The 23909-nt window shown below is 53.1% G+C and carries 22 protein-coding genes, 2 tRNA genes and 4 rRNA genes; 11 read left to right on the top strand and 17 right to left on the bottom strand.

Annotated features, from left to right (window positions below; genetic code table 11):
- Positions 1-159 precede the first annotated feature (159 nt).
- The 5 genes from lpxP to C2E16_RS02370 all read left to right on the top strand — a co-directional run bounded on the left by lpxP (position 160) and on the right by C2E16_RS02370 (position 5585).
- Positions 160-1080: a kdo(2)-lipid IV(A) palmitoleoyltransferase gene (gene lpxP, locus C2E16_RS02390; protein ID WP_084970264.1), complete on the top strand. Its 921-nt coding sequence runs from the start codon at positions 160-162 to the stop codon at positions 1078-1080.
- Between the two features lie 351 nt (positions 1081-1431).
- Positions 1432-2457, top strand: coding sequence for an amino acid ABC transporter substrate-binding protein (locus C2E16_RS02385; RefSeq protein WP_084970265.1), 1026 nt, complete (start codon positions 1432-1434; stop codon positions 2455-2457).
- A gap of 68 nt (positions 2458-2525) precedes the next feature.
- The gene (locus tag C2E16_RS02380) at positions 2526-3704 is read left to right on the top strand and encodes an amino acid ABC transporter permease (protein ID WP_038628878.1); all 1179 of its coding nucleotides are present in this window, start codon (positions 2526-2528) and stop codon (positions 3702-3704) included.
- A 15-nt stretch (positions 3705-3719) separates the two neighbouring features.
- Positions 3720-4820, top strand: a complete 1101-nt coding sequence (locus C2E16_RS02375; RefSeq protein ID WP_084970266.1) for an amino acid ABC transporter permease — start codon at positions 3720-3722, stop codon at positions 4818-4820.
- 9 nt (positions 4821-4829) lie between these two features.
- Positions 4830-5585: an amino acid ABC transporter ATP-binding protein gene (locus C2E16_RS02370; RefSeq protein WP_038628882.1), complete on the top strand. Its 756-nt coding sequence runs from the start codon at positions 4830-4832 to the stop codon at positions 5583-5585.
- A gap of 144 nt (positions 5586-5729) precedes the next feature.
- Here the strand turns inward: C2E16_RS02370 and rrf (C2E16_RS02365) are convergent.
- The 6 genes from rrf (C2E16_RS02365) to C2E16_RS02340 all read right to left on the bottom strand — a co-directional run bounded on the left by rrf (C2E16_RS02365) (position 5730) and on the right by C2E16_RS02340 (position 11240).
- Positions 5730-5845 (bottom strand): 5S ribosomal RNA (rrf, locus tag C2E16_RS02365).
- 90 nt (positions 5846-5935) lie between these two features.
- Positions 5936-6011 (bottom strand) — tRNA-Thr (locus tag C2E16_RS02360).
- Positions 6012-6025: 14 nt separating this feature from the next.
- Positions 6026-6141: ribosomal RNA gene (gene rrf / locus C2E16_RS02355) — 5S ribosomal RNA — on the bottom strand.
- A gap of 208 nt (positions 6142-6349) precedes the next feature.
- A 23S ribosomal RNA gene (locus C2E16_RS02350) occupies positions 6350-9254 on the bottom strand.
- A gap of 195 nt (positions 9255-9449) precedes the next feature.
- A tRNA-Glu gene (locus C2E16_RS02345) sits at positions 9450-9525 on the bottom strand.
- Between the two features lie 173 nt (positions 9526-9698).
- Positions 9699-11240, bottom strand: a 16S ribosomal RNA gene (locus C2E16_RS02340).
- The 16S, 23S and 5S rRNA genes sit together here with 2 tRNA genes alongside, the layout of an rRNA operon.
- Positions 11241-11710: 470 nt before the next feature.
- Here C2E16_RS02340 and C2E16_RS02335 point away from each other — a divergent pair.
- Positions 11711-12265 (top strand): gamma carbonic anhydrase family protein, encoded by a 555-nt coding sequence (locus C2E16_RS02335; protein WP_038629783.1) that lies wholly within the window; start codon positions 11711-11713, stop codon positions 12263-12265.
- Here the strand turns inward: C2E16_RS02335 and C2E16_RS02330 are convergent.
- The 6 genes from C2E16_RS02330 to dprA are packed head-to-tail and all read right to left on the bottom strand — an operon-like array spanning position 12241 to position 16024.
- The gene (locus tag C2E16_RS02330; protein ID WP_038629782.1) at positions 12241-12492 is read right to left on the bottom strand and encodes a DUF1488 family protein; all 252 of its coding nucleotides are present in this window, start codon (positions 12490-12492) and stop codon (positions 12241-12243) included. The genes C2E16_RS02335 and C2E16_RS02330 overlap by 25 nt on opposite strands.
- Positions 12489-13307 carry a shikimate dehydrogenase gene (aroE, locus tag C2E16_RS02325; RefSeq protein ID WP_084970642.1) on the bottom strand — a complete coding sequence of 273 codons (819 nt, stop codon included), beginning with the start codon at positions 13305-13307 and terminating at the stop codon, positions 12489-12491. Before aroE ends, C2E16_RS02330 begins: the two co-directional genes overlap by 4 nt.
- 3 nt (positions 13308-13310) lie before the next feature.
- A complete protein-coding gene (gene tsaC, locus C2E16_RS02320; protein ID WP_084970648.1) occupies positions 13311-13868 on the bottom strand; it encodes an L-threonylcarbamoyladenylate synthase type 1 TsaC in 558 nt (185 codons plus the stop codon).
- Positions 13869-13875: 7 nt separating this feature from the next.
- A complete protein-coding gene (locus C2E16_RS02315) occupies positions 13876-14430 on the bottom strand; it encodes a DNA topoisomerase family protein (protein WP_071883732.1) in 555 nt (184 codons plus the stop codon).
- Between the two features lie 24 nt (positions 14431-14454).
- Positions 14455-14928 carry a DUF494 family protein Smg gene (gene smg / locus C2E16_RS02310; RefSeq protein WP_038629780.1) on the bottom strand — a complete coding sequence of 158 codons (474 nt, stop codon included), beginning with the start codon at positions 14926-14928 and terminating at the stop codon, positions 14455-14457.
- Entirely contained in the window at positions 14900-16024 is a 1125-nt protein-coding gene (dprA, locus tag C2E16_RS02305) for a DNA-protecting protein DprA (protein WP_084970643.1), read from the bottom strand. Before dprA ends, smg begins: the two co-directional genes overlap by 29 nt.
- Positions 16025-16151: 127 nt before the next feature.
- Here dprA and def point away from each other — a divergent pair, with 127 nt between their 5' ends.
- The 5 genes from def to mscL all read left to right on the top strand — a co-directional run bounded on the left by def (position 16152) and on the right by mscL (position 20925).
- Complete coding sequence (gene def, locus C2E16_RS02300; RefSeq protein ID WP_038629778.1) at positions 16152-16664, top strand: peptide deformylase; 513 nt, start codon at positions 16152-16154, stop codon at positions 16662-16664.
- Between the two features lie 15 nt (positions 16665-16679).
- Positions 16680-17627, top strand: a complete 948-nt coding sequence (gene fmt, locus C2E16_RS02295; RefSeq protein ID WP_038629777.1) for a methionyl-tRNA formyltransferase — start codon at positions 16680-16682, stop codon at positions 17625-17627.
- 48 nt (positions 17628-17675) lie between these two features.
- Positions 17676-18965 carry a 16S rRNA (cytosine(967)-C(5))-methyltransferase RsmB gene (rsmB, locus tag C2E16_RS02290; protein WP_038629775.1) on the top strand — a complete coding sequence of 430 codons (1290 nt, stop codon included), beginning with the start codon at positions 17676-17678 and terminating at the stop codon, positions 18963-18965.
- A 39-nt stretch (positions 18966-19004) separates the two neighbouring features.
- Positions 19005-20381: a Trk system potassium transporter TrkA gene (trkA, locus tag C2E16_RS02285; protein WP_038629774.1), complete on the top strand. Its 1377-nt coding sequence runs from the start codon at positions 19005-19007 to the stop codon at positions 20379-20381.
- A gap of 133 nt (positions 20382-20514) precedes the next feature.
- Positions 20515-20925, top strand: a complete 411-nt coding sequence (gene mscL, locus C2E16_RS02280; RefSeq protein WP_038629773.1) for a large-conductance mechanosensitive channel protein MscL — start codon at positions 20515-20517, stop codon at positions 20923-20925.
- Here the strand turns inward: mscL and C2E16_RS02275 are convergent.
- The 5 genes from C2E16_RS02275 to rpsD all read right to left on the bottom strand — a co-directional run bounded on the left by C2E16_RS02275 (position 20900) and on the right by rpsD (position 23881).
- Positions 20900-21181: an alternative ribosome-rescue factor A gene (locus C2E16_RS02275; RefSeq protein WP_081981851.1), complete on the bottom strand. Its 282-nt coding sequence runs from the start codon at positions 21179-21181 to the stop codon at positions 20900-20902. The two genes, mscL and C2E16_RS02275, sit on opposite strands and share 26 nt — an antisense overlap.
- A gap of 144 nt (positions 21182-21325) precedes the next feature.
- On the bottom strand, positions 21326-21694 hold the full coding sequence (locus C2E16_RS02270) for a DnaJ family domain-containing protein (RefSeq protein WP_084970644.1): 369 nt from the start codon (positions 21692-21694) through the stop codon (positions 21326-21328).
- A 124-nt stretch (positions 21695-21818) separates the two neighbouring features.
- Positions 21819-22205, bottom strand: coding sequence for a 50S ribosomal protein L17 (rplQ, locus tag C2E16_RS02265; RefSeq protein ID WP_003850180.1), 387 nt, complete (start codon positions 22203-22205; stop codon positions 21819-21821).
- Positions 22206-22245: 40 nt separating this feature from the next.
- Positions 22246-23235 carry a DNA-directed RNA polymerase subunit alpha gene (locus C2E16_RS02260; RefSeq protein WP_038629771.1) on the bottom strand — a complete coding sequence of 330 codons (990 nt, stop codon included), beginning with the start codon at positions 23233-23235 and terminating at the stop codon, positions 22246-22248.
- 25 nt (positions 23236-23260) lie between these two features.
- Positions 23261-23881 (bottom strand): 30S ribosomal protein S4, encoded by a 621-nt coding sequence (gene rpsD / locus C2E16_RS02255; protein ID WP_038629769.1) that lies wholly within the window; start codon positions 23879-23881, stop codon positions 23261-23263.
- Between the last annotated feature and the right edge of the window lie 28 nt (positions 23882-23909).

The following is a 23909-nucleotide window of genomic DNA, read 5'->3' as shown; positions in this document are numbered from 1 at the left end:
TGCGCCTTTTTTAATGTCTGGACCGCAAGAATTGTCCGTTTTTTGTAAATATGGGCCGTCCCGCCTAACTTCTCTTCCCGATCGGTGTCTGAGAATCTGTACCGCGATTGATTGACGTCATTATGCGCTACATCCTTCTTTTACGCATAAGTGAGCGTCATGAAATCATCTACATCCTTCACCTTTGATCTGTTGCATCCGCGCTACTGGCTGAACTGGTTCGGTCTGGGCGTTCTTTTTCTACTGGTTCAGCTCCCCTTTCCGCTGATTGAACGACTGGGCGTCTGGATGGGCCGGACTTCAATGCGCTTTCTACCAAGGCGTGTGCGCATTACGCGTCGCAACCTGGAGCTCTGTTTCCCCGATCTGCCGTCCTGCGAGCTGGAACAGCGTATTGTGCACAACTTTGAATCGCTGGGTATGGGCCTGATGGAAACCGGGATGGCCTGGTTCTGGCCCGATAGCCGCGTGAAACGCTGGTTTACGGTGAATGGTCTGCACAACCTGAAAACGGCGCAGCAAAATAAGCGCGGCGCGCTAATTATCGGCGTGCACTTCATGTCGCTGGAGCTGGGCGGACGTACGATGGGGCTTTGTCAGCCGATGATGGCGATGTATCGCCCTCATAACAGCAAACTGATGGAGTGGGTGCAGACTAAAGGCCGCACCCGTTCGAATAAAGCGATGATTGACCGTCGCGATCTGCGCGGCATGGTGAAAGCCCTGAAACAGGGCGAAGCGGTATGGTTCGCGCCGGATCAGGATTACGGTCCGAAAGGCAGCGTGTTCGCGCCGTTGTTCGCTGTGCCGCAGGCCGCGACCACCAGCGGCACCTTTATGCTGGCTCGCCTGGCGCGCCCGGCAATGATTACCGTCGTTCTGATCCGTAAAGAACGCGGACAGGGATATGAACTGGTGATCCAGCCTCAGCTGGAAGATTACCCACTGGATGATGAGCAGGCTGCCGCCGCCTATATGAATAAAGTCATCGAGAAAGAAATTTTACGCGCACCAAGCCAGTATCTCTGGCTGCACCGCCGCTTTAAAACGCGCCCGATCGGCGCCGCCTCGCTCTACTAGCGAGCTGAACCTTTAGCGCCCGCCTGTTGCAAAACAGGCGGGCTTTTTTATGCCCGTCCCTGAACATTCCCCACGCTGGTGCGCGCCAGTTCACATTGCTCACATAGCGTAAAACTCTTTGCACGCTTTGTGATCGCGTCGACTTACGCTGCATCATACTGGTGCGCGATAGTAACCAAACTTTCCAGTTACCTTCGGTTATCAATACTGCCCTCACGAAAATCAGGAATCTGCGACTCTGGCACTTTCTTTGCAGAGTGGTGGATGGCTGACCGCCACAGACAGGAAAAGCGCAAGCACAAGCGCTCGTCACCAAACATAACAATACGACCACGTCACACAGGATAATGTATGAATAAAAAGATGCTTTCCGCTCTGGTTACCGCCGCGTCGCTGTTTGCCGTGGCTAATCAGGCCCATGCCGGCGCGACGCTGGATGCCATCAAGAAGAAAGGTTTCGTTCAGTGCGGCATCAGCGACGGCCTGCCGGGCTTTTCCTATGCGGACGCCAACGGCAAATTCACCGGACTGGATGTTGACGTCTGCCGGGCTACCGCCGCCGCCGTCTTTGGCGACGCCACTAAGGTGAAATATACCCCGCTGACCGCCAAAGAGCGCTTTACCGCCCTGCAGTCCGGCGAAGTTGATTTGCTGTCGCGCAACACGACCTGGACTTCATCCCGCGACGGCGGCATGGGCTTTTTATTCGCTGGCGTCAATTATTACGACGGCATCGGCTTTCTTACCCATAACAAGGCCGGGCTGAAAAGCGCAAAAGAGTTGGATGGCGCGACGGTCTGTATTCAGGCTGGCACCGATACCGAACTCAACGTGGCGGACTATTTCAAAGCCAATAAGATGCAGTACACGCCGGTAACCTTTGACCGTTCTGATGAATCAGCGAAAGCGCTGGACAGCGGCCGCTGCGATACGCTCGCCTCTGACCAGTCGCAGCTTTATGCGCTGCGCATCAAACTCGGCAAGCCAGACGAGTTCATTGTGCTGCCGGAAGTGATTTCTAAAGAGCCGCTGGGGCCGCTGGTGCGCCGTGGCGATGATGATTGGTTCACGATTGTGAAATGGTCGTTCTACGCGATGCTGAATGCGGAAGAGATGGGCATAAATTCGAGAAACGTCGATCAGATGGCCGCTAAGCCCACCACGCCGGATATGGCGCACCTGCTGGGCGCGGAAGGCGATTTTGGCAAGGATCTGAAACTCGACAATAAATGGGCTTATAACATTATCAAACAGGTCGGCAACTATCAGGAGAGTTTCGATCGCAACGTGGGGAAAGATAGCCAGCTGAAAATTGCTCGTGGCCAGAACGCGCTCTGGAAAGATGGTGGTATCCAGTACGCGCCGCCGGTACGTTAATTCTTCTGTTGTTATACAGGGCGCCGACTACGGCGCCCATGCCGGCATTTTCGCTATTGAGGTCCATTATGTCTCAACGCCCAACCGTGAAAAGGGATTTTTCATTCTCTAATCCTGCGGTTCGCGCCTGGCTTTACCAGATCCTCGCGATTCTTGCGGTCTTCTCCGTAGTGGGATATCTCATCCACAATACGGTTATTAATCTGGCGAGCCGGGGTATTACTTCCGGCTTCGGCTTTTTAGAACGCGGCGCCGGTTTCGGCATCGTACAGCATTTGATCGACTACACCGACGGCGATACCTACGCGCGCGTTTTTCTGGTGGGCTTAACCAATACCCTGCTGGTTTCCGCCCTCTGTATTGTGTTTGCGTCGGTTCTGGGCTTTTTCATCGGGCTGGCGCGCCTGTCGGACAACTGGCTGCTGCGCAAAATCTCTGCGGTCTATATCGAAATCTTCCGCAATATTCCGCCGCTGCTGCAAATCTTTTTCTGGTACTTCGCTGTCCTGCGTAATCTGCCAGGTCCGCGTCAGGCATTAAGCGCATTTGACCTGGCGTTTATCAGCAATCGCGGCCTTTATATCCCCTGGCCGGAATATACCGTTGGCACCTGGCCGTTTGTTATCGCGCTGCTGCTGGCCATCGGCGCATCCGTGGCGCTGTTCCGCTACAACCGTAACTATCAACTGAAAACGGGCCGCCTGCGCCGTACCTGGCCCGCTGCGCTGGCGATGCTGGTTATCTTTCCTTTTATCGCGCATTTGCTGTTCGGCGCAGCGATGCACTGGGACGTCCCCACGCTGCGTGGCTTCAACTTCCGCGGCGGCTTCGCCCTGATCCCGGAATTGGCCGCGCTGACATTGGCGCTTTCTATCTACACCTCTTCGTTTATTGCGGAGGTGATTCGTTCCGGCATTCAGTCCGTACCCTATGGGCAACATGAAGCGGCGATGTCGCTGGGCCTGCCGAACCCGGTGACGCTGCGGCAGGTGATCATTCCACAGGCAATGCGGGTCATTATTCCGCCGCTCACCAGTCAGTATCTGAATATCGTTAAAAACTCATCGCTGGCGGCCGCCATCGGCTATCCCGATATGGTTTCGCTTTTTGCCGGCACGGTGCTGAACCAGACCGGTCAGGCGATTGAAACCATTGCCATGACCATGGCGGTATACCTGACGATCAGCCTGTTGATTTCTCTGCTGATGAATATCTACAACCGCAAAATCGCCCTGGTCGAGCGTTAAAAGGTACAGAACATTATGACGGTGACAACACATGATACGCCCCCAGTTTCAACGAACGCAGTGATGCGCGCGTCTGCCTGGGCGCGTAAGAATCTTTTTTCCAGTTGGTTTAATTCTTTGCTGACATTGCTCTGCCTGTGGCTGGCCTGGCAGGTTATTCCGCCAGCATTGAACTGGCTCATCTTCCAGGCGAACTGGTTTGGCGAAAGCCGGGCTGACTGCACCAAAGAGGGCGCTTGCTGGGTATTCGTTCATGCGCGTTTCGGCCAGTTTATGTACGGACTCTATCCGCATGAACTTCGCTGGCGCATCAATATGACGCTGGTTGTCGGCCTGCTTTCATTAGTGCCGATGTTTATCAGCCGCCTGCGGCAGCGCGGCCGCTATATCGCTGTCTGGGCCGTGGCGTTTCCACTTTTTGTCTGGCTGATGCTGTATGGCGGCATTTTTGGGCTTGAGCGTGTGGAGACCCGTCAGTGGGGCGGTTTAACCCTGACGCTGATTATCGCAGCAGTGGGTATCGCCGGCGCGCTGCCGCTGGGTATTCTGCTGGCGCTGGGGCGGCGTTCTACCATGCCGGTGGTGCGGGCGCTCTCGGTGATTTTTATTGAGTTTTGGCGCGGCGTGCCGCTGATTACCGTGCTGTTTATGTCATCGGTAATGCTTCCGCTGTTTATGGCAGAGGGTACCAGTATCGATAAGCTGGTGCGGGCGCTGGTCGGCGTTATCCTGTTCCAGTCAGCCTACGTTGCGGAAGTTGTGCGAGGCGGATTGCAGGCGCTGCCGAAAGGACAGACGGAAGCGGCCGAGTCACTGGCGCTGGGCTACTGGAAAACACAGCTGTTGGTAATCCTGCCACAGGCGCTAAAGCTGACGATCCCTGGACTGGTTAATACCATTATCGCGCTGTTTAAAGATACCAGCCTGGTGATCATTATCGGCCTGTTCGATCTTTTTAGCAGCGTGCAGCAGGCTACCGTCGATCCCGCCTGGCTCGGCATGTCGACGGAAGGCTATGTCTTCGCCGCCATGATCTATTGGATCTTCTGTTTCAGCATGTCGCGCTACAGCCAGTACCTGGAGAAGCGTTTTCACACCGGGCGTAAGCCGCATTAAGGATCACTCATGACCTCTATAATTAATTCTTCTAACGCCATGATTACGCTGGAAAACGTTAATAAGTGGTATGGGCAGTTTCATGTACTGAAAAATATCAACCTGACGGTGAAGCCGCGTGAACGCATCGTGCTGTGCGGGCCATCCGGCTCAGGTAAATCCACCACCATACGCTGCATCAATCACCTGGAAGAACATCAGCAGGGTCGTATTGTCGTTGACGGTATTCACCTGAATGATGACTTACGCAATATAGAGAAAGTACGTACTGAGGTGGGGATGGTTTTCCAGCACTTTAATCTATTCCCGCATTTGACTGTCTTGCAGAACTGTACGCTGGCGCCGATCTGGGTACGTAAAACCGCAAAGAAACAGGCGGAAGAGTTGGCGATGCATTACCTGGAGCGCGTACGCATCGCCGAACATGCTCATAAGTTTCCCGGCCAGCTTTCCGGTGGCCAGCAGCAACGCGTGGCTATCGCCCGCTCACTCTGTATGAAGCCGAAGATTATGCTGTTCGATGAGCCGACCTCGGCGCTCGATCCAGAGATGGTAAAAGAGGTGTTGGATACCATGATTGGTCTGGCGGAAGATGGTATGACAATGCTTTGCGTCACCCATGAAATGGGATTCGCGCGTACTGTTGCCGATCGGGTGATATTTATGGATCGCGGGGAGATTGTGGAAGAGGCGCCGCCACAAGAATTTTTCGCTCATCCGAAGTCAGAGCGTACACGCATGTTTTTATCTCAGGTCATTCACTAAATTAAATGGTCAGCCCAGGCAGGATGCCGGGGCTGTTTCAGCAACTGGAGATCGGTTCTTTCAAGCAACGTTTTATACGCAAAATCTGGATAAGCAGAAACGAAAAAGCCTCAGCTTTCGCTGAGGCTCTGTCGTTTGTTTGATGCCTGGCAGTTCCCTACTCTCGCATGGGGAGGCCCCACACTACCATCGGCGCTGCGGCGTTTCACTTCTGAGTTCGGCATGGGGTCAGGTGGGACCACCGCGCTCTTGCCGCCAGGCAAATTCTTTATAAGCTGTCAGTGACGACTTATTTAATATGTTGTGCTTTATTAAGCTCAGGCCGCAATCTTGCCCGCCTGTTTTAAAACTGGTGCTGATACCCAGAGTCGAACTGGGGACCTCACCCTTACCAAGGGTGCGCTCTACCAACTGAGCCATATCAGCACACTAAATTTGATGCCTGGCAGTTCCCTACTCTCGCATGGGGAGGCCCCACACTACCATCGGCGCTGCGGCGTTTCACTTCTGAGTTCGGCATGGGGTCAGGTGGGACCACCGCGCTCTTGCCGCCAGGCAAATTCTTTGTGCCGGAAACGAATCTCCCGCGCTGCTGCTGCGTTGGCCGCATTCGCATCACTCAGTCACATACCGCTGTATGCTCCTTCCTGATGTCTCATTTGCCGCCTTGCTTCAGCGCAACATCTTTCGTTTCCGCAGATTTCTTTTATCCGGTAAACAAAGCTGAAAATCGTCTCTCATCCCCAAAACGCCTGTGGCGTTGTAAGGTTAAGCCTCACGGGTCATTAGTACCGGTTAGCTCAACGCATCGCTGCGCTTACACACCCGGCCTATCAACGTCGTCGTCTTCAACGTCCCTTCAGGAGACTCACGGTCTCAGGGAAGACTCATCTCGAGGCAAGTTTCGTGCTTAGATGCTTTCAGCACTTATCTCTTCCGCACTTAGCTACCGGGCAGTGCCATTGGCATGACAACCCGAACACCAGCGGTGCGTTCACTCCGGTCCTCTCGTACTAGGAGCAACCCCTCTCAGTCTTCCAGCGCCCACGGCAGATAGGGACCGAACTGTCTCACGACGTTCTAAACCCAGCTCGCGTACCACTTTAAATGGCGAACAGCCATACCCTTGGGACCTACTTCAGCCCCAGGATGTGATGAGCCGACATCGAGGTGCCAAACACCGCCGTCGATATGAACTCTTGGGCGGTATCAGCCTGTTATCCCCGGAGTACCTTTTATCCGTTGAGCGATGGCCCTTCCATTCAGAACCACCGGATCACTATGACCTGCTTTCGCACCTGCTCGAACCGTCACTCTCGCAGTCAAGCCAGCTTATGCCATTGCACTAACCTCACGATGTCCGACCGTGATTAGCTGACCTTCGTACTCCTCCGTTACACTTTGGGAGGAGACCGCCCCAGTCAAACTACCCACCAGACACTGTCCCCACGCCAGATTATGGCGCCAGGTTAGAACATCAAACATTAAAGGGTGGTATTTCAAGGATGGCTCCACGCAGACTGGCGTCCACGCTTCAAAGCCTCCCACCTATCCTGCACATCAAGGCTCAATGTTCAGTGTCAAGCTGTAGTAAAGGTTCACGGGGTCTTTCCGTCTTGCCGCGGGTACACTGCATCTTCACAGCGAGTTCAATTTCACTGAGTCTCGGGTGGAGACAGCCTGGCCATCATTACGCCATTCGTGCAGGTCGGAACTTACCCGACAAGGAATTTCGCTACCTTAGGACCGTTATAGTTACGGCCGCCGTTTACCGGGGCTTCGATCAGGAGCTTCTCTTGCGATAACCCCATCAATTAACCTTCCGGCACCGGGCAGGCGTCACACCGTATACGTCCACTTTCGTGTTTGCACAGTGCTGTGTTTTTAATAAACAGTTGCAGCCAGCTGGTATCTTCGACTGGCTTCGGCTCGGGGAGCGGGTCCCTCCACCTACATGCCAGCGTGCCTTCTCCCGAAGTTACGGCACCATTTTGCCTAGTTCCTTCACCCGAGTTCTCTCAAGCGCCTTGGTATTCTCTACCTGACCACCTGTGTCGGTTTGGGGTACGATTCACTGTTACCTGATGCTTAGAGGCTTTTCCTGGAAGCAGGGCATTTGTTGCTTCAGCACCGTGGTGCCTCGTCGTCACGCCTCAGCCTTGACCTTCCGGATTTGCCTGGAAAGTCAGCCTACACGCTTAAACCGGGACAACCGTCGCCCGGCCAACATAGCCTTCTCCGTCCCCCTTCGCAGTAACACCGAGTACGGGAATATTAACCCGTTTCCCATCGACTACGCCTTTCGGCCTCGCCTTAGGGGTCGACTCACCCTGCCCCGATTAACGTTGGACAGGAACCCTTGGTCTTCCGGCGAGCGGGCTTTTCACCCGCTTTATCGTTACTTATGTCAGCATTCGCACTTCTGATACCTCCAGCATGCCTCACAGCACACCTTCGCAGGCTTACAGAACGCTCCCCTACCCAACAACGCATTCGCGTCGCTGCCGCAGCTTCGGTGCATGGTTTAGCCCCGTTACATCTTCCGCGCAGGCCGACTCGACCAGTGAGCTATTACGCTTTCTTTAAATGATGGCTGCTTCTAAGCCAACATCCTGGCTGTCTGGGCCTTCCCACATCGTTTCCCACTTAACCATGACTTTGGGACCTTAGCTGGCGGTCTGGGTTGTTTCCCTCTTCACGACGGACGTTAGCACCCGCCGTGTGTCTCCCGTGATAACATTCTCCGGTATTCGCAGTTTGCATCGGGTTGGTAAGCCGGGATGGCCCCCTAGCCGAAACAGTGCTCTACCCCCGGAGATGAATTCACGAGGCGCTACCTAAATAGCTTTCGGGGAGAACCAGCTATCTCCCGGTTTGATTGGCCTTTCACCCCCAGCCACAGGTCATCCGCTAATTTTTCAACATTAGTCGGTTCGGTCCTCCAGTTAGTGTTACCCAACCTTCAACCTGCCCATGGCTAGATCACCGGGTTTCGGGTCTATACCCTGCAACTGAGCGCCCGGTTAAGACTCGGTTTCCCTGCGGCTCCCCTATACGGTTAACCTTGCTACAGAATATAAGTCGCTGACCCATTATACAAAAGGTACGCAGTCACCCTCATAAATGAAGGCTCCCACTGCTTGTACGTACACGGTTTCAGGTTCTTTTTCACTCCCCTCGCCGGGGTTCTTTTCGCCTTTCCCTCACGGTACTGGTTCACTATCGGTCAGTCAGGAGTATTTAGCCTTGGAGGATGGTCCCCCATATTCAGACAGGATACCACGTGTCCCGCCCTACTCATCGAGCTCACAGCACATGCATCTTCGTGTACGGGACTGTCACCCTGTACCGTGCGCCTTTCCAGACGCTTCCACTGACACACATGCTGATTCAGGCTCTGGGCTGTTCCCCGTTCGCTCGCCGCTACTCAGGGAATCTCGGTTGATTTCTTTTCCTCGGGGTACTTAGATGTTTCAGTTCCCCCGGTTCGCCTCGTTAAGCTATGTATTCACTTAACGATAGTGTGACGAATCACACTGGGTTTCCCCATTCGGACATCGCCGGCTGATAGCGGTTCATATCACCTCACCGGCGCTTTTCGCAGATTAGCACGTCCTTCATCGCCTCTGACTGCCAGGGCATCCACCGTGTACGCTTGGTCGCTTAACCTCACAACCCGCAGGCGTCTTGCGACACCGCATGGTGCGAGAAATTGAGAGACTCTGAACAGTTCTTTATACAAGAAGCTGCTCTTTCAAATTTTCAGCTTGTTCCGGATTGTTAAAGAGCAATATCGTAAAGCTGACTCGCAAGTCAGTTTTAGGATATGACGGGTACGCGACTTTCACTCACACTACCAGCAAGTGGCGTCCCCTAGGGGATTCGAACCCCTGTTACCGCCGTGAAAGGGCGGTGTCCTGGGCCTCTAGACGAAGGGGACACGAAATTTGCTCAGCGAATCACCGATTCGCTAATTTCGTGTAAGGGCGAGATTTTCTCAAGAAAATCGAGCGACAATGTCTTTTGTCACCGTACCCCCTACGCGTAAACGCCTTGCTCATGCTTTCTATCAGACAATCTGTGTGAGCACTTCACGGGAAGGTATCAGCTTGGTAAGGAGGTGATCCAACCGCAGGTTCCCCTACGGTTACCTTGTTACGACTTCACCCCAGTCATGAATCACAAAGTGGTAAGCGCCCTCCCGAAGGTTAAGCTACCTACTTCTTTTGCAACCCACTCCCATGGTGTGACGGGCGGTGTGTACAAGGCCCGGGAACGTATTCACCGTGGCATTCTGATCCACGATTACTAGCGATTCCGACTTCATGGAGTCGAGTTGCAGACTCCAATCCGGACTACGACGCACTTTATGAGGTCCGCTTGCTCTCGCGAGGTCGCTTCTCTTTGTATGCGCCATTGTAGCACGTGTGTAGCCCTGGTCGTAAGGGCCATGATGACTTGACGTCATCCCCACCTTCCTCCGGTTTATCACCGGCAGTCTCCTTTGAGTTCCCGCCATCACGCGCTGGCAACAAAGGATAAGGGTTGCGCTCGTTGCGGGACTTAACCCAACATTTCACAACACGAGCTGACGACAGCCATGCAGCACCTGTCTCACGGTTCCCGAAGGCACTAAGGCATCTCTGCCGAATTCCGTGGATGTCAAGACCAGGTAAGGTTCTTCGCGTTGCATCGAATTAAACCACATGCTCCACCGCTTGTGCGGGCCCCCGTCAATTCATTTGAGTTTTAACCTTGCGGCCGTACTCCCCAGGCGGTCGACTTAACGCGTTAGCTCCGGAAGCCACTTCTCAAGGAAACAGCCTCCAAGTCGACATCGTTTACGGCGTGGACTACCAGGGTATCTAATCCTGTTTGCTCCCCACGCTTTCGCACCTGAGCGTCAGTCTTCGTCCAGGGGGCCGCCTTCGCCACCGGTATTCCTCCAGATCTCTACGCATTTCACCGCTACACCTGGAATTCTACCCCCTCTACGAGACTCAAGCCTGCCAGTTTCAAATGCAGTTCCCAGGTTAAGCCCGGGGATTTCACATCTGACTTAACAGACCGCCTGCGTGCGCTTTACGCCCAGTAATTCCGATTAACGCTTGCACCCTCCGTATTACCGCGGCTGCTGGCACGGAGTTAGCCGGTGCTTCTTCTGCGGGTAACGTCAATGACGGCGCGTATTAAGCACCATCCCTTCCTCCCCGCTGAAAGTACTTTACAACCCGAAGGCCTTCTTCATACACGCGGCATGGCTGCATCAGGCTTGCGCCCATTGTGCAATATTCCCCACTGCTGCCTCCCGTAGGAGTCTGGACCGTGTCTCAGTTCCAGTGTGGCTGGTCATCCTCTCAGACCAGCTAGGGATCGTCGCCTAGGTGAGCCGTTACCCCACCTACTAGCTAATCCCATCTGGGTTCATCCGATGGTGTGAGGCCCGAAGGTCCCCCACTTTGGTCTTGCGACGTTATGCGGTATTAGCCACCGTTTCCAGTGGTTATCCCCCTCCATCGGGCAGATCCCCAGACATTACTCACCCGTCCGCCACTCGTCAGCGAAGCAGCAAGCTGCTTCCTGTTACCGTTCGACTTGCATGTGTTAGGCCTGCCGCCAGCGTTCAATCTGAGCCATGATCAAACTCTTCAATTAAAGTCTGATGCTCAAAGAAAAACGTCGTAATGAATTACGTGTTCACTCTGAGACTTGATACTGCAAATGTGTTTTGCGATATCCGTCCTGTGAGTGCCCACACAGATTGTCTGATAAATTGTTAAAGAGCGGTGCGACCGGCGCTTCGTGCCGTTGTCGCGAGGTGGCGTATATTACGCTTTCCTCTTTCAGAGTCAACCCCTTTTTCAGAAGTTTTTCTCCGGCGATTCAGGCTTCGCTGAACCGCTCAACACCGCGTGGCGTAAGCCGTTGTGCCGTGTCGATGGAGGCGCATTATAGGGATCCGAATCGGATGCACAAGCCTTTTTTGGATCTTTTTTTCTGGTTGCTGACTTTTCGTTCTTTTCGCTGCGATCTTATGCGATCCGATGAAAATTGCCGCACAATATCAAAGATAGTGAGGGGAGATTTCCGCTACGCTGCCCTAACCCTTATTAAGGAGAATGAGTATGTCTGCAGTTTTACGCCCATTTAAACAAACTTTTCCGCACACGGGTGAGCGGGTCATGGTTGATGCCACCAGCGTAGTGATCGGCGACGTGACGCTGGGGGATGATGTCAGCGTCTGGCCGCTGGTTGCGATACGCGGCGACGTAAATAAAGTCGTGATTGGCAAACGCAGCAACATTCAGGACGGCAGCGTTCTTCATGTCACCCATAAATCAGCCAGTCAGCCAGATGGCTTCCCGCTGATTATCGGCGAAGAGGTGACTGTCGGGCATAAAGCCATGCTGCATGGCTGCACGATAGGCAACCGCGTACTGGTGGGGATGGGTTCTATTCTGCTCGATGGGGTTATAGTAGAAGATGATGTAATGATTGGCGCTGGCAGCCTGGTGCCGCCCGGGAAGCGTCTGGAAAAAGGTTACCTCTATCTTGGCAGCCCGGTGAAACAGATTCGCCCTCTTAATGAGAAAGAGCTTGAAGGGCTGCGCTACTCGGCCAACAATTACGTCCGCTGGAAAGATGATTATCTGGCTCAGGAGAGCCAAACCCAGCCCTGACTATCTTCCTGTTGGTCTTCAATCAGACTTTGCGCCTGATCCTCCAAATCCCAGCGGTGACGACGAAAGATTTCCAGCGGTTCCCCTTCCTCCAGGAACCGCTGGCGTAGTTCTTTCACTGTAATCGCACAGGTAAGCTGAAAGCCGTTAACCATCGCAGGAAAACAGATTGCCTGCTGCGCCTCATCCCAGTTTTCTCTGTCAGGAAACTGTATCGCCTGATTCACTTCGCCAATTCCTGCTGCAAACGGCTGATTACCGGCGTTACGTCAGGCAGAACACCATGCCAAAGCAAGAAAGCGTGCGCCGCCTGTCCCACCAGCATGCCAAGTCCATCCGCCATTGCCGTCGCGCCAGAATGCTGACACCAGCGTAAAAAAGGCGTAGATCCATGTTGATAGAACATATCGTAGCAACGCGTATCGGCACTGATTAAAGAAGTTGGAATGGCAGGGATATCTCCGCTTACGCCGCTTGAAGTCGCGTTGATAACCAAGTCAAAACGTTCCTTCGTCAACGCCGCCAACGATAAAGCTGTAATTTCACCCGTATGAGCAAACGCCCGGGCAAGTTCGCTAGCCCGCTCTGGCGTGCGGTTAGTTACCGTTAATGCGCAACCAAGAGAAAGCAAAGGCAGGATCACCCCGCGCGCCGCGCCGCCGGCGCCAATCAGCAGTATCCTGTCGTTCGGCCTGATAAGCGAAAGCCTCTGCAGATCGCTGAGCAGGCCTATGCCGTCGGTGTTATCGCCCAACAGACTGCCATCCTGACGTTTGTGTAACGTATTGACGGCGCCAGCTAACGCAGCCCGCTCCGTTAATTCGTCCGCCAGCTCATATGCCTGCTGTTTAAAAGGCAGCGTTACGTTGGCGCCTTTCCCTCCCAGCTCCAGAAAATGTCGAACGCATTGGGTAAAGCCATCAAGAGGCGCTAATAGCGTGCCATAACGATGTTCAATACCTGTTTGCTCAGCAAAGCAGCGATGAATCAACGGTGATTTGCTGTGAGCAATTGGATGGCCGATAACAACGAAATTATCCATAGCTTATCCCTGGCGAATAATGTCGCCGCTGATAATATCGCGAATTTCAGAAGGATTAATACGACCGCCAGTTTCGCCCTGCAACACCGGAAATTGCTCGCCAAACTGCTGCAGTACTTCCTTAACGTTACGGCAAGGCGGCTGGCCGCTCAGGTTAGCGCTGGTAGAAACCAGCGGTTTGCCAAATGCCCGGCAGAGTTGCTGCACCAGAGGGTGATCGCTAACGCGTACCGCTAAAGAATCAAAACGCCCCGTTAACCAGCGCGGCGTTTGCGACGGCGCAGGCAAAACCCAGGTGACCGGGCCTGGCCAGGTAGCAAACATTCTTTCGCGCTGTTCCACCGAAAGTTCCCGGTCGGCGATATAAGGTTCCAGCTGCTGATAATCCGCAGCGATCAAAATCAGCCCTTTTTCAACCGGACGCTGCTTAAACGCCAGCAGCTGCATGACCGCTTGTTCACTATCCGGGTCGCAACCCAGGCCAAATACTGCTTCGGTTGGATAAGCGATCACAGCTTGCTGCTGAAGTTGTGCAACGCACCAATCAAGATTTCCGGGCATAGGTTCTTTATTCACTGCTGTTTCCTGCACTAACGGGTTTGCCGCAGGCTTTACTGGCGCAAAAGCGTTTTAAACCGTGAGCGGTCTTTTTCTCAATTAATAAGGGAAAATGGCAAAAGGCGCACGTTCCCTCTTTTGGCGTGAAATTCACTGCAAACTGGCAATCTGGATAGCGATCGCAGGCGTGAAAGGTTTTGCCGAAACGTGAACGGCGCTGGACCAGGTGTCCTTGCTGACACTGCGGACAGCTAATGCTGGTTTCATCCGGACGATCGATCATTTCTGTGTGGTCGCATTCAGGATATCGGCTACAGCCGATAAACATGCCGTACCGCCCCTGGCGTAATACCAGATCGGCCTGACAGCGCGGACATTGCTGTCCTTCCAGGACTTTAATGATATGCCCATCCGATTGGTTTTTCAGCGGACGAATATAATCACACTCTGGATAATGCGAACAACCAAGAAAAGGACCGTGCTTCCCGGAGCGAATAACGAGATCTGCCCCACAGGTGGGGCAGGATTCATGTTTTCGCACTGTGAAAAGTGCTGGTTTACTCATTGCGATATGTCACTGTTAAATAACTCAGTGCAATATTCCTTCATTGACGTCGAAAAGTAGCTCTTCCATCTGCTGATAGGCGTTTTCACATCCTGGGATGTTGAACAGCACCATTAGCACGACCCATTTGAGATCTTCCAGATCGAATTCAAGCGTATCCAGAGCCATAACCCGTTCAATAACCATTTCACGCGTTTCCAGATTCAATACCTGGATTTGCTCAAGGAACAGAATGAATCCGCGGCAGCTGGCATCAAGACGCTGACATTCTTGCTCTGTATAAATACGCATCGAGAGCGGATCGGTGGTTAACAGTATCGGAGCAACGAGGCCGTCTTGATAGTCTGCTAATTTTTCCAACCAGTTCAACGCATTATAAATATCATCACGATGGAACCCGGCATCAGCCAGATCATCCGTCAGTTTATCCTGATCAACGCGCATTTCTGCTTCGCTGTGGATATAAGTTTCAAACAAGTACATTAGTACGTCGAACATGGCCTGCCCTCCTCAATCGGACATAGCCGCCGGGTACAGCTGCGATCCACCCTGCTAACTCCAGCTCAAGCAGCTTAGCTATGATGGCTGGCACAGGTTGGCCGGCACGTTCAGCGACGACGTCAACAGGTGTAACCTCATCTCCTACGTTAGCCAACACGTCGGCAAATGGCAATGGAGCATCAGCATTGTCTGAAGAATTAATTCCATTCTGTGCAGAAAGCGGTAGCCAATACAGCGAACTGTTGAGCTGCTCAAGGATATTATTCGGATGAGCCACCAACAACGCGCCCTGCTGGATTAGCCAGTGTCCGCCCTCGCTATCGGGGCTGCCCAGCGGCCCCGGCAAGGCGTAAACATCCCGGTTCTGCTCCAGTGCGTAGCGCGCCGTCACCAGCGATCCGCTTCGTAAAGACGCTTCCACTACCAGCACACCCAGGCTAAGTCCGCTAATAATGCGATTGCGTCGTGGGAAATTATGAGGATAAGGCAAGGTATAGAGAGGGAATTCCGAAACCAGCGCGCCGCCGGCGGCAACAATCTCTTCTGCGAGCCGCTTGTGATTAGTCGGATAAAGCTGGCTCAGACCGCTGCCCAACACCGCGATCGTTTTGCCTTTTACCGCCAGCGCTCCCCGATGTGCCACCGCATCAATGCCGCGCGCCAGCCCGCTGGTAATGGTGAGGCCGCTTAAGGCGAGATGCTGAGCAAAGTAATCTCCCCACTGACGTCCATAATGGGAGGCGTTGCGGCTTCCGATCACGGCAAGCTGCGAAGTCGACAGCAGATGGGGATCGCCGTAAACCATTATTGCCGCCGGGTAACGCGCGATGTCTCTTAGCTGCGGCGGATACAGAGGATCGTCGGCCGTCACTAAATAGTGTCCCGGTAGTTCAAGCCAACGCAAAGCCTGCTCAATCCGCTCATGCGGGATCGTTTGAAAAGCCTGAATCTGAGCAGAATCGAGTCCTGCGGCGGCACCCCCTTGCGGATCGCTATGCGCGCCGTGAATCAACGTCCGCGCCGCTTGCAGCATTTTGTCGCCGCACAGTCCCTTTACGCCCATCAGGCGCAGCCATACTTCCGCAGCAGTCATTTGATCTTCCTTTTCAGCGTGCGCCAGCCCCCGCTTTCCCTTGCCCGCAATGCTGTCAATCAACGTGCGAAATGTCTACAATAAGAGGCAACGATGGTTTCTTCTCTGAACACAGATCTGGAAAGTTATGTCAGTTTTGCAAGTATTACATTATCCCGACGATCGCCTTCGCATCGTCGCGCAGCCGGTAGCGGAAGTGAATGCGGATATTCAGCGCATCGTAGATGATATGTTCGAAACGATGTATGCCGAAGAAGGCATCGGCCTGGCTGCTACGCAAGTAGATATTCACCAGCGCATCATCGTTATCGATGTCTCAGAAAACCGTGATGAGCGTTTGGTGCTGATCAACCCTGAACTGCTGGAAGAGAGCGGTGAAACCGGGATTGAAGAAGGCTGCCTGTCTATCCCTGAACAGCGAGCGCTGGTACCCCGTTCTGAACGTGTAAAAGTTCGCGCATTGGATCGTGAAGGGAAACCTTTCGAACTGGAGGCCGATGGGCTCCTGGCGATCTGTATTCAGCATGAAATGGATCACCTGGTCGGCAAACTGTTTATCGATTATCTCTCTCCGTTAAAGCGCCAGCGTATTCGTCAAAAACTGGAAAAACTAGCCCGCCTTAATGCGCGTGCTTCCTGATAGTTAAGGAATAGCGTGTCCGATTCTCTGAAGATTATTTTTGCCGGCACTCCTGACTTTGCAGCGCGTCATCTTGACGCGCTGTTGTCGTCTGAGCATCAGGTAGTTGGCGTATTCACTCAGCCCGATCGTCCTGCCGGCCGCGGTAATAAACTAACGCCCAGTCCGGTAAAGGTACTTGCACAGCAGCATAACCTGCCCGTATTTCAGCCCAAATCGCTGCGTCCGGCGGAAAGCCAACAGTTAGTAGCCGATCTGCAGGCTGACGTGATGGTGGTAGTGGCTTACGGCCTGATTCTGCCACAGGCGGTGCTGGATATGCCTCGTCTGGGCTGTATTAATGTTCATGGCTCATTGCTTCCACGCTGGCGCGGCGCAGCACCTATCCAGCGCTCGCTGTGGGCTGGCGACAACGAAACTGGCGTAACCATCATGCAGATGGATGCGGGTCTTGATACCGGCGCCATGTTGTTGAAACTTACCTGCCCTATCACTGCGGCAGATACCAGCGCTACTCTGTACGACAAACTGGCTGCGTTGGGGCCGCAAGGCCTGCTGACGACGCTTACCGGATTAAGTAAGGGCAGTATTAAACCTCAGGTGCAGGATGACGCCATCGCTACCTATGCCGAAAAGCTGAGTAAAGAAGAAGCGCGTCTCGACTGGTCCCTTTCTGCGGTTCAACTTGAACGCTGCATTCGCGCCTTCAATCCCTGGCCGGTGAGCTACTTCAGCATTGAAGAACAGCCGGTCAAAGTATGGCAGGCGGAAGCGCTGCCGCAGCGGGGCGCTTATGCGCCAGGAGAAATTGTCGCGGCGGATAAGCATGGCATCCAGGTGGCCACTGCGGAAGGCATCCTCAATATCCAGATGCTACAGCCCGCCGGCAAAAAAGTGATGTCGGCCCAGGATATTCTGAACTCACGCCGCGAGTGGTTTACGCCCGGTACTCGCCTCGCCTGATCCCAAGCCCGGTTATTACGCCGGGCTTGATTTATTGATGATTCAACTATGAAAAAAACGATCAATCTCCGCAGCCTCGCGGCACAGACCCTTGAGCGAGTGGTAGAACAGGGACAGTCGCTAAGTAATCTGCTGCCGGCGGCGCAAAAAAATCTTTCTGATAAAGACAGCGCACTATTGCAGGAGATCTGCTTCGGCGTTTTACGTACTTTGCCGCTGCTGGAAACCGCGATCCAACAGCTGATGTCGCGCCCTTTAACCGGCAAGCAGCGTACGCTGCATTTCCTGATTATGGTCGGCCTTTATCAGTTGATCTATACGCGTATTCCTCCTCATGCCGCTTTGGCTGAGACGGTAGAAGGCGCAGCCGTTTTAAAGCGCCAGCAGTTAAAAGGTTTGATTAATGGCGTTCTGCGCCAGTTCCAGCGTCAGCAGGAAACTTTACTGCCGGAACTGGAAGCGGGCCCACAGCGGTTTCTGCATCCAGCCTGGCTGTTAAAGCGTTTGCAGCTGGCATGGCCTGAACAGTGGCAACACATCGTTGAGGCAAATAATCAGCGGCCGCCAATGTGGCTGCGCGTGAATCGTCAGCACCATACGCGTGAGCAGTGGCTGGCGCTGTTACAGGAGAGCGGCAATAACGCAACGCCGCATCCTCTCTATCCTGATGCGTTAATGCTGGAAAACCCGACGGCGGTAGGACAGCTGCCCGGCTTCGATCGCGGATGGGTTACCGTACAGGACGCCTCGGCTCAGGGATGTGTCACCTACCTTGAGCCGCAAAACGGAGAGTATATTCTTGATCTGTGCGCCGCGCCCGGCGGCAAAACCACCCATATACTTGAGGCCGCGCCTGAAGCCAGCGTAATGGCGGTCGATGTGGATGCGCAGCGTCTGAAACGCGTATATGAGAATTTGCAGCGCCTGAATATGCAGGCGGACGTCAAGCAGGGCGATGGCCGTTTTCCACAGCAGTGGTGCGACGATGTGCAGTTCGATCGCATTCTGCTGGATGCCCCCTGCTCCGCGACTGGCGTGATCCGCCGCCACCCTGATATCAAATGGCTGCGACGCGATCGCGATATCCCGGAATTAGCAGCGCTACAGCGTGAAATTCTGGATGCTGTCTGGCCTCATCTGAAGCCCGGCGGTACGTTGGTTTACGCGACCTGCTCGGTACTGCCGGAAGAGAACCATATTCAGATTGAGCAGTTTCTTGAACGTCACGCCGACGCCGAACATATTCCTTTGTCGGAAGGCCCGTATGCCGGATTGCAGAGTTTTCCGCACCCTCAGGGCGGCGATGGATTCTTTTACGCTAAGCTAATAAAAAAATAATGTGGCATGCGCTGCGACAACCCATAAGTTGAAACAACGATGAAGATAATCATTCTCGGAGCCGGTCAGGTTGGCGGCACGCTGGCTGAAAACCTGGTTGGCGAAAATAACGATATCACCGTAGTGGATACGGATGCGACGCGTCTGCGCCAGCTGCAGGATAAATTTGATCTGCGCGTTGTGCAGGGACATGGTTCTCATCCACGCATCCTGCGCGAAGCGGGAGCGCAGGATGCGGATATGCTGGTTGCCGTAACCAGTTCCGACGAAACCAACATGATCGCCTGTCAGGTCGCCTATACGCTATTCAATACGCCTAACCGTATCGCGCGTATTCGGGCTGCAGATTACATACGCGATGCAGAAAAGCTGTTTATCCCGGAAGCGGTGCCGATCGATCATCTAATCTCGCCAGAACAGCTGGTCATAGACAATATCTACCGCCTGATTGAATATCCTGGCGCGCTGCAGGTGGTCAACTTTGCCGAAGGTAAAGTTAGCCTGGCGGTGGTCAAAGCCTATTATGGCGGCCCGCTTATCGGCAACGCGTTGTCGATAATGCGCGAGCATATGCCGCACATCGATACCCGCGTCGCTGCGATTTTCCGCCAGGATCGCCCTATTCGCCCTCAGGGATCAACCATTGTCGAAGCGGGCGATGAAGTTTTCTTCATCGCAGCCAGCCAGCATATTCGTGCGGTAATGAGCGAGATGCAGCGCCTTGAAAAACCCTATAAGCGCATTATGCTGGTCGGCGGAGGCAATATCGGCTATGGCCTCGCGCAACGGTTGGAAAAAAATTACAGCGTAAAATTGATCGAACGCAGTCAGCAGCGCGCGGCGGAACTGGCGGAGCGGTTGCAGGATACCATCGTCTTTTATGGCGACGCCTCGGATCAGGAGCTGCTGGCCGAAGAGCATATCGATCAGGTCGATCTTTTTATCGCCGTTACCAACGACGATGAAGCGAATATTATGTCGGCGATGCTGGCTAAAAAAATGGGCGCCAAAAAAGTCATGGTGCTGATCCAGCGGCGCGCCTATGTCGATCTGGTGCAGGGCAGCGTAATCGATATTGCGATCTCTCCGCAGCAGGCTACGATTTCCGCACTGTTGGGCCATGTGCGCAAAGCAGATATTGTCAGCGTCTCCTCTTTACGCCGCGGCGTCGCCGAAGCGATCGAAGCGATTGCTCATGGTGACGAAACAACCTCACGCGTTGTCGGCCGCCTGGTTGAAGATATCAAACTGCCACCCGGTACCATTATTGGTGCGATAGTGCGCGGTGATGATGTCATGATCGCTAATAACAATTTGCGTATCGAACAGGGCGACCATGTCATCATGTTTCTTACCGATAAAAAATACGTACCTGATGTTGAACGGCTTTTCCAGCCAAGCCCTTTCTTTCTGTAATTGAACGAACAGCAGCTCTGCCTGCTGTTCACCCGTTTTCGCAGTGTGATAATTCAGCGCTTCGTCAATTGCCCATGGCAAAGTGTGATTCGTTTGTTAGAATTTATGCTTTGGCAAGAGAAAGGAGCTGTTTATGAGTTTTTTCAAAGAATTCCGTGATTTTGCTATGCGTGGCAATGTGGTGGATCTCGCCGTTGGTGTGATCATTGGCGCAGCCTTCGGCAAAATCGTCTCATCGCTGGTTGCAAACATCATTATGCCGCCATTGGGACTGCTGATTGGCGGAGTGGACTTTAAACAATTTAAATGGGTGCTTAAACCAGCGCAGGGAGAAACACCGCCGGTAGTAATGGAATACGGTATCTTTCTGCAGAATATTTTCGACTTCATCATCATCGCCTTTGCTATTTTCATCGCGATTAAACTGATGAATAAACTGCACAAGAAGAAAGAAGTTGAAAAACCAGCGGCTAAACCCAGTGCAGAAGAGACCTTGTTAACGGAAATCCGTGATTTGCTTAAACAACAAAGTAATAAGGTGTAATGCTGCCAGCAATAGAATGCCATTGCGCGACTGTAGAATGAGTCTCGATCGCCCTGTCATTAAGCAGAAGGCCAGTGGTAAAGTTCGCTTTACCACTGGCCTCCCAGCCCGCTTTTTTGTTGTGTTTATCTTTACGTCGATAGCTACCCTTTCCTTTGACATTCACTTCAACGCGCATTTTAAATAACGGATCGTGAAGCAGCGCTTCAACGGCGTTGTCTTTAATCTTGCCTTTTTTATGCTGGTAAACTGACATGATATCTCCTCGTTAAATGTCGGTTATGTATATAGAATGTCTTTGGCTTAAATTCAAGATAATGTACATCTATTTTGTCCCGCTCACTTTCTGATACAGCGTAAATCACCCTCGCGACCCTTAGAATCTCCGACGAAACATCATTTATTTATCCTCAAGACGTTGTCTGATGGCTGCATGATACGCCCCGGAAAGAAAATCCGTACTCATACCCGCCTGTTTGAGCTTTATTTCTAAAAGTCGCAGGCGTTTGGCATAGCCCTCACGCGCACTATCTTCCAGATCCAACCCCTGTAGAAGATCGTTTATTTCCAATGCCTCACGACGTAACCCCAGCTCCGGGGGCAGGTAGCCAGCATTTTTTAACAGACGGTAACCTGCGCGCAGTTCAGGGGGAACGTGACTGTCATCATCCAGAACCAGCGGCGCGCCTTCACCGGGCAAGTCTGTTAGCTCGCCTTTTTCCTGCGCTTCACGGATATGTTGTTCGGCAAGCCGATCGATAAGCCACATAGGATGTGCTCCTGAGAAATTGCAAATTCATAGCATAGCGTAGAACGGGAAGGGGCGAAGCGAAGCTAAAAAAAAGGAATAAAAAAACCGGGCACCAGGCCCGGTTTCTTTAATATACAGCAGATTACTCTGCTGCAGCTTCTGCTTGAGCTTCTGGACGATCAACCAGCTCGATGTAAGCCATCGGAGCGTTGTCACCAGCGCGGAAGCCACACTTCAGAATACGAGTGTAACCACCGGCACGGCTCGCGAAACGCGGGCCCAGCTCGTTAAACAGTTTTGCCACGATCTCGTTATCACGAGTACGGGCGAATGCCAGACGACGATTAGCTACGCTGTCGGTCTTGGCAAGAGTAATCAGCGGCTCAACTACGCGACGCAGCTCTTTCGCTTTCGGCAGGGTCGTCTTGATGATCTCATGACGAACCAAAGAGCCGGCCATGTTGCGGAACATAGCCTGACGATGGCTGCTGTTGCGGTTCAGTTGACGACCACTCTTACGATGGCGCATGACCTTATCCTTCTCAGTAAAACCTTAACCTGCGATCTGGTTATTCATCAGCAATGCTTGCCGGCGGCCAATTTTCCAGGCGCATGCCCAGAGAAAGACCACGTGAAGCCAGCACGTCTTTAATCTCAGTAAGAGATTTCTTACCCAGGTTAGGCGTTTTAAGTAGCTCAACCTCGGTACGCTGTACCAGATCACCGATGTAGTGGATAGCTTCTGCCTTAAGGCAGTTAGCAGAGCGGACAGTCAATTCCAGATCGTCAACAGGGCGCAGCAGGATCGGATCGAATTCTGGTTTCTCTTCTTTAACTTCCGGCTGACGTACGTCACGCAGGTCAACGAAAGCTTCCAGTTGTTCAGCCAGAATGGTAGCCGCACGACGAATCGCCTCTTCAGGATCGATAGTGCCGTTGGTTTCCATCTCGATGACCAGCTTATCCAGGTCGGTACGCTGTTCTACACGCGCAGCTTCAACATTGTAGGCGATACGGTCTACAGGGCTATAGCAGGCGTCGACCAACAGACGGCCGATTGGGCGCTCATCTTCTTCCGAATGAATTCGGGCAGAAGCCGGCACATAACCACGGCCACGCTGAACTTTGATGCGCATATTAATAGATGCGTTTTCATCGGTCAGATGGCAGATCACGTGCTGCGGCTTGACGATTTCGACATCACCATCATGGGTGATGTCGGCTGCAGTCACAGGGCCAATGCCAGATTTATTCAGAGTAATGATGACTTCATCTTTACCCTGAACTCTTACCGCCAGCCCTTTCAGGTTAAGCAGGATTTCCAGGATATCTTCCTGTACGCCCTCTTTGGTGCTGTACTCATGAAGTACACCATCAATCTCAACCTCGGTCACCGCGCAACCCGGCATGGATGACAGCAGAATACGGCGCAGTGCGTTACCAAGAGTATGGCCAAAGCCACGCTCTAAAGGCTCAAGGGTCACCTTGGCGTGCGTCGAACTCAATTGCTCGATATCTACCAGGCGCGGTTTTAGAAACTCTGTCACAGAACCCTGCATTGTGTCCTCTCTTTGGTACTAAGCTTTACTTGGAGTAAAGCTCGACGATCAGGTGTTCGTTAATGTCCGCAGACAGATCGGTACGTTCAGGAATACGCTTGAACACACCTTCCATCTTAGTTGCATCAACTTCCAGCCAGGTTGGCTTTTCACGCTGCTCAGCCAGCTCCAGAGCGGCTTTCACGCGAGACTGCTTTTTGGCTTTCTCGCGGATGCTGACTACGTCATTCGGAGATACCTGATAAGAAGCGATGTTAACAACGCGGCCGTTTACCATGATAGATTTATGGCTAACCAGCTGACGTGCTTCTGCACGAGTAGCGCCAAAGCCCATACGGTAAACTACGTTGTCCAGACGACCTTCCAGCAGAGCCAACAGGTTTTCACCGGTGTTGCCTTTCAGACGTGCTGCTTCTTTATAATAGTTACGGAACTGACGCTCCAGCACGCCGTAGATACGACGAACTTTTTGCTTTTCACGTAACTGACCGCCGTAGTCAGACAGACGCGGTTTACGCGCACCATGCTGGCCAGGGGCTTGTTCAATCTTACACTTGGAATCAATCGCGCGAACGCCAGACTTCAGGAATAAGTCTGTGCCCTCACGACGGCTCAGCTTGAGCTTAGGACCCAAATATCTTGCCATTTTCTTTCTCCAACTATCCTAAAAACGT

Source organism: Mixta calida (genome assembly GCF_002953215.1).
GTDB lineage: Bacteria > Pseudomonadota > Gammaproteobacteria > Enterobacterales > Enterobacteriaceae > Mixta > Mixta calida.
The sequence above is the reverse complement of the archived record's forward strand: the minus strand, read 5'-3'. Positions and strand labels throughout refer to the sequence as shown.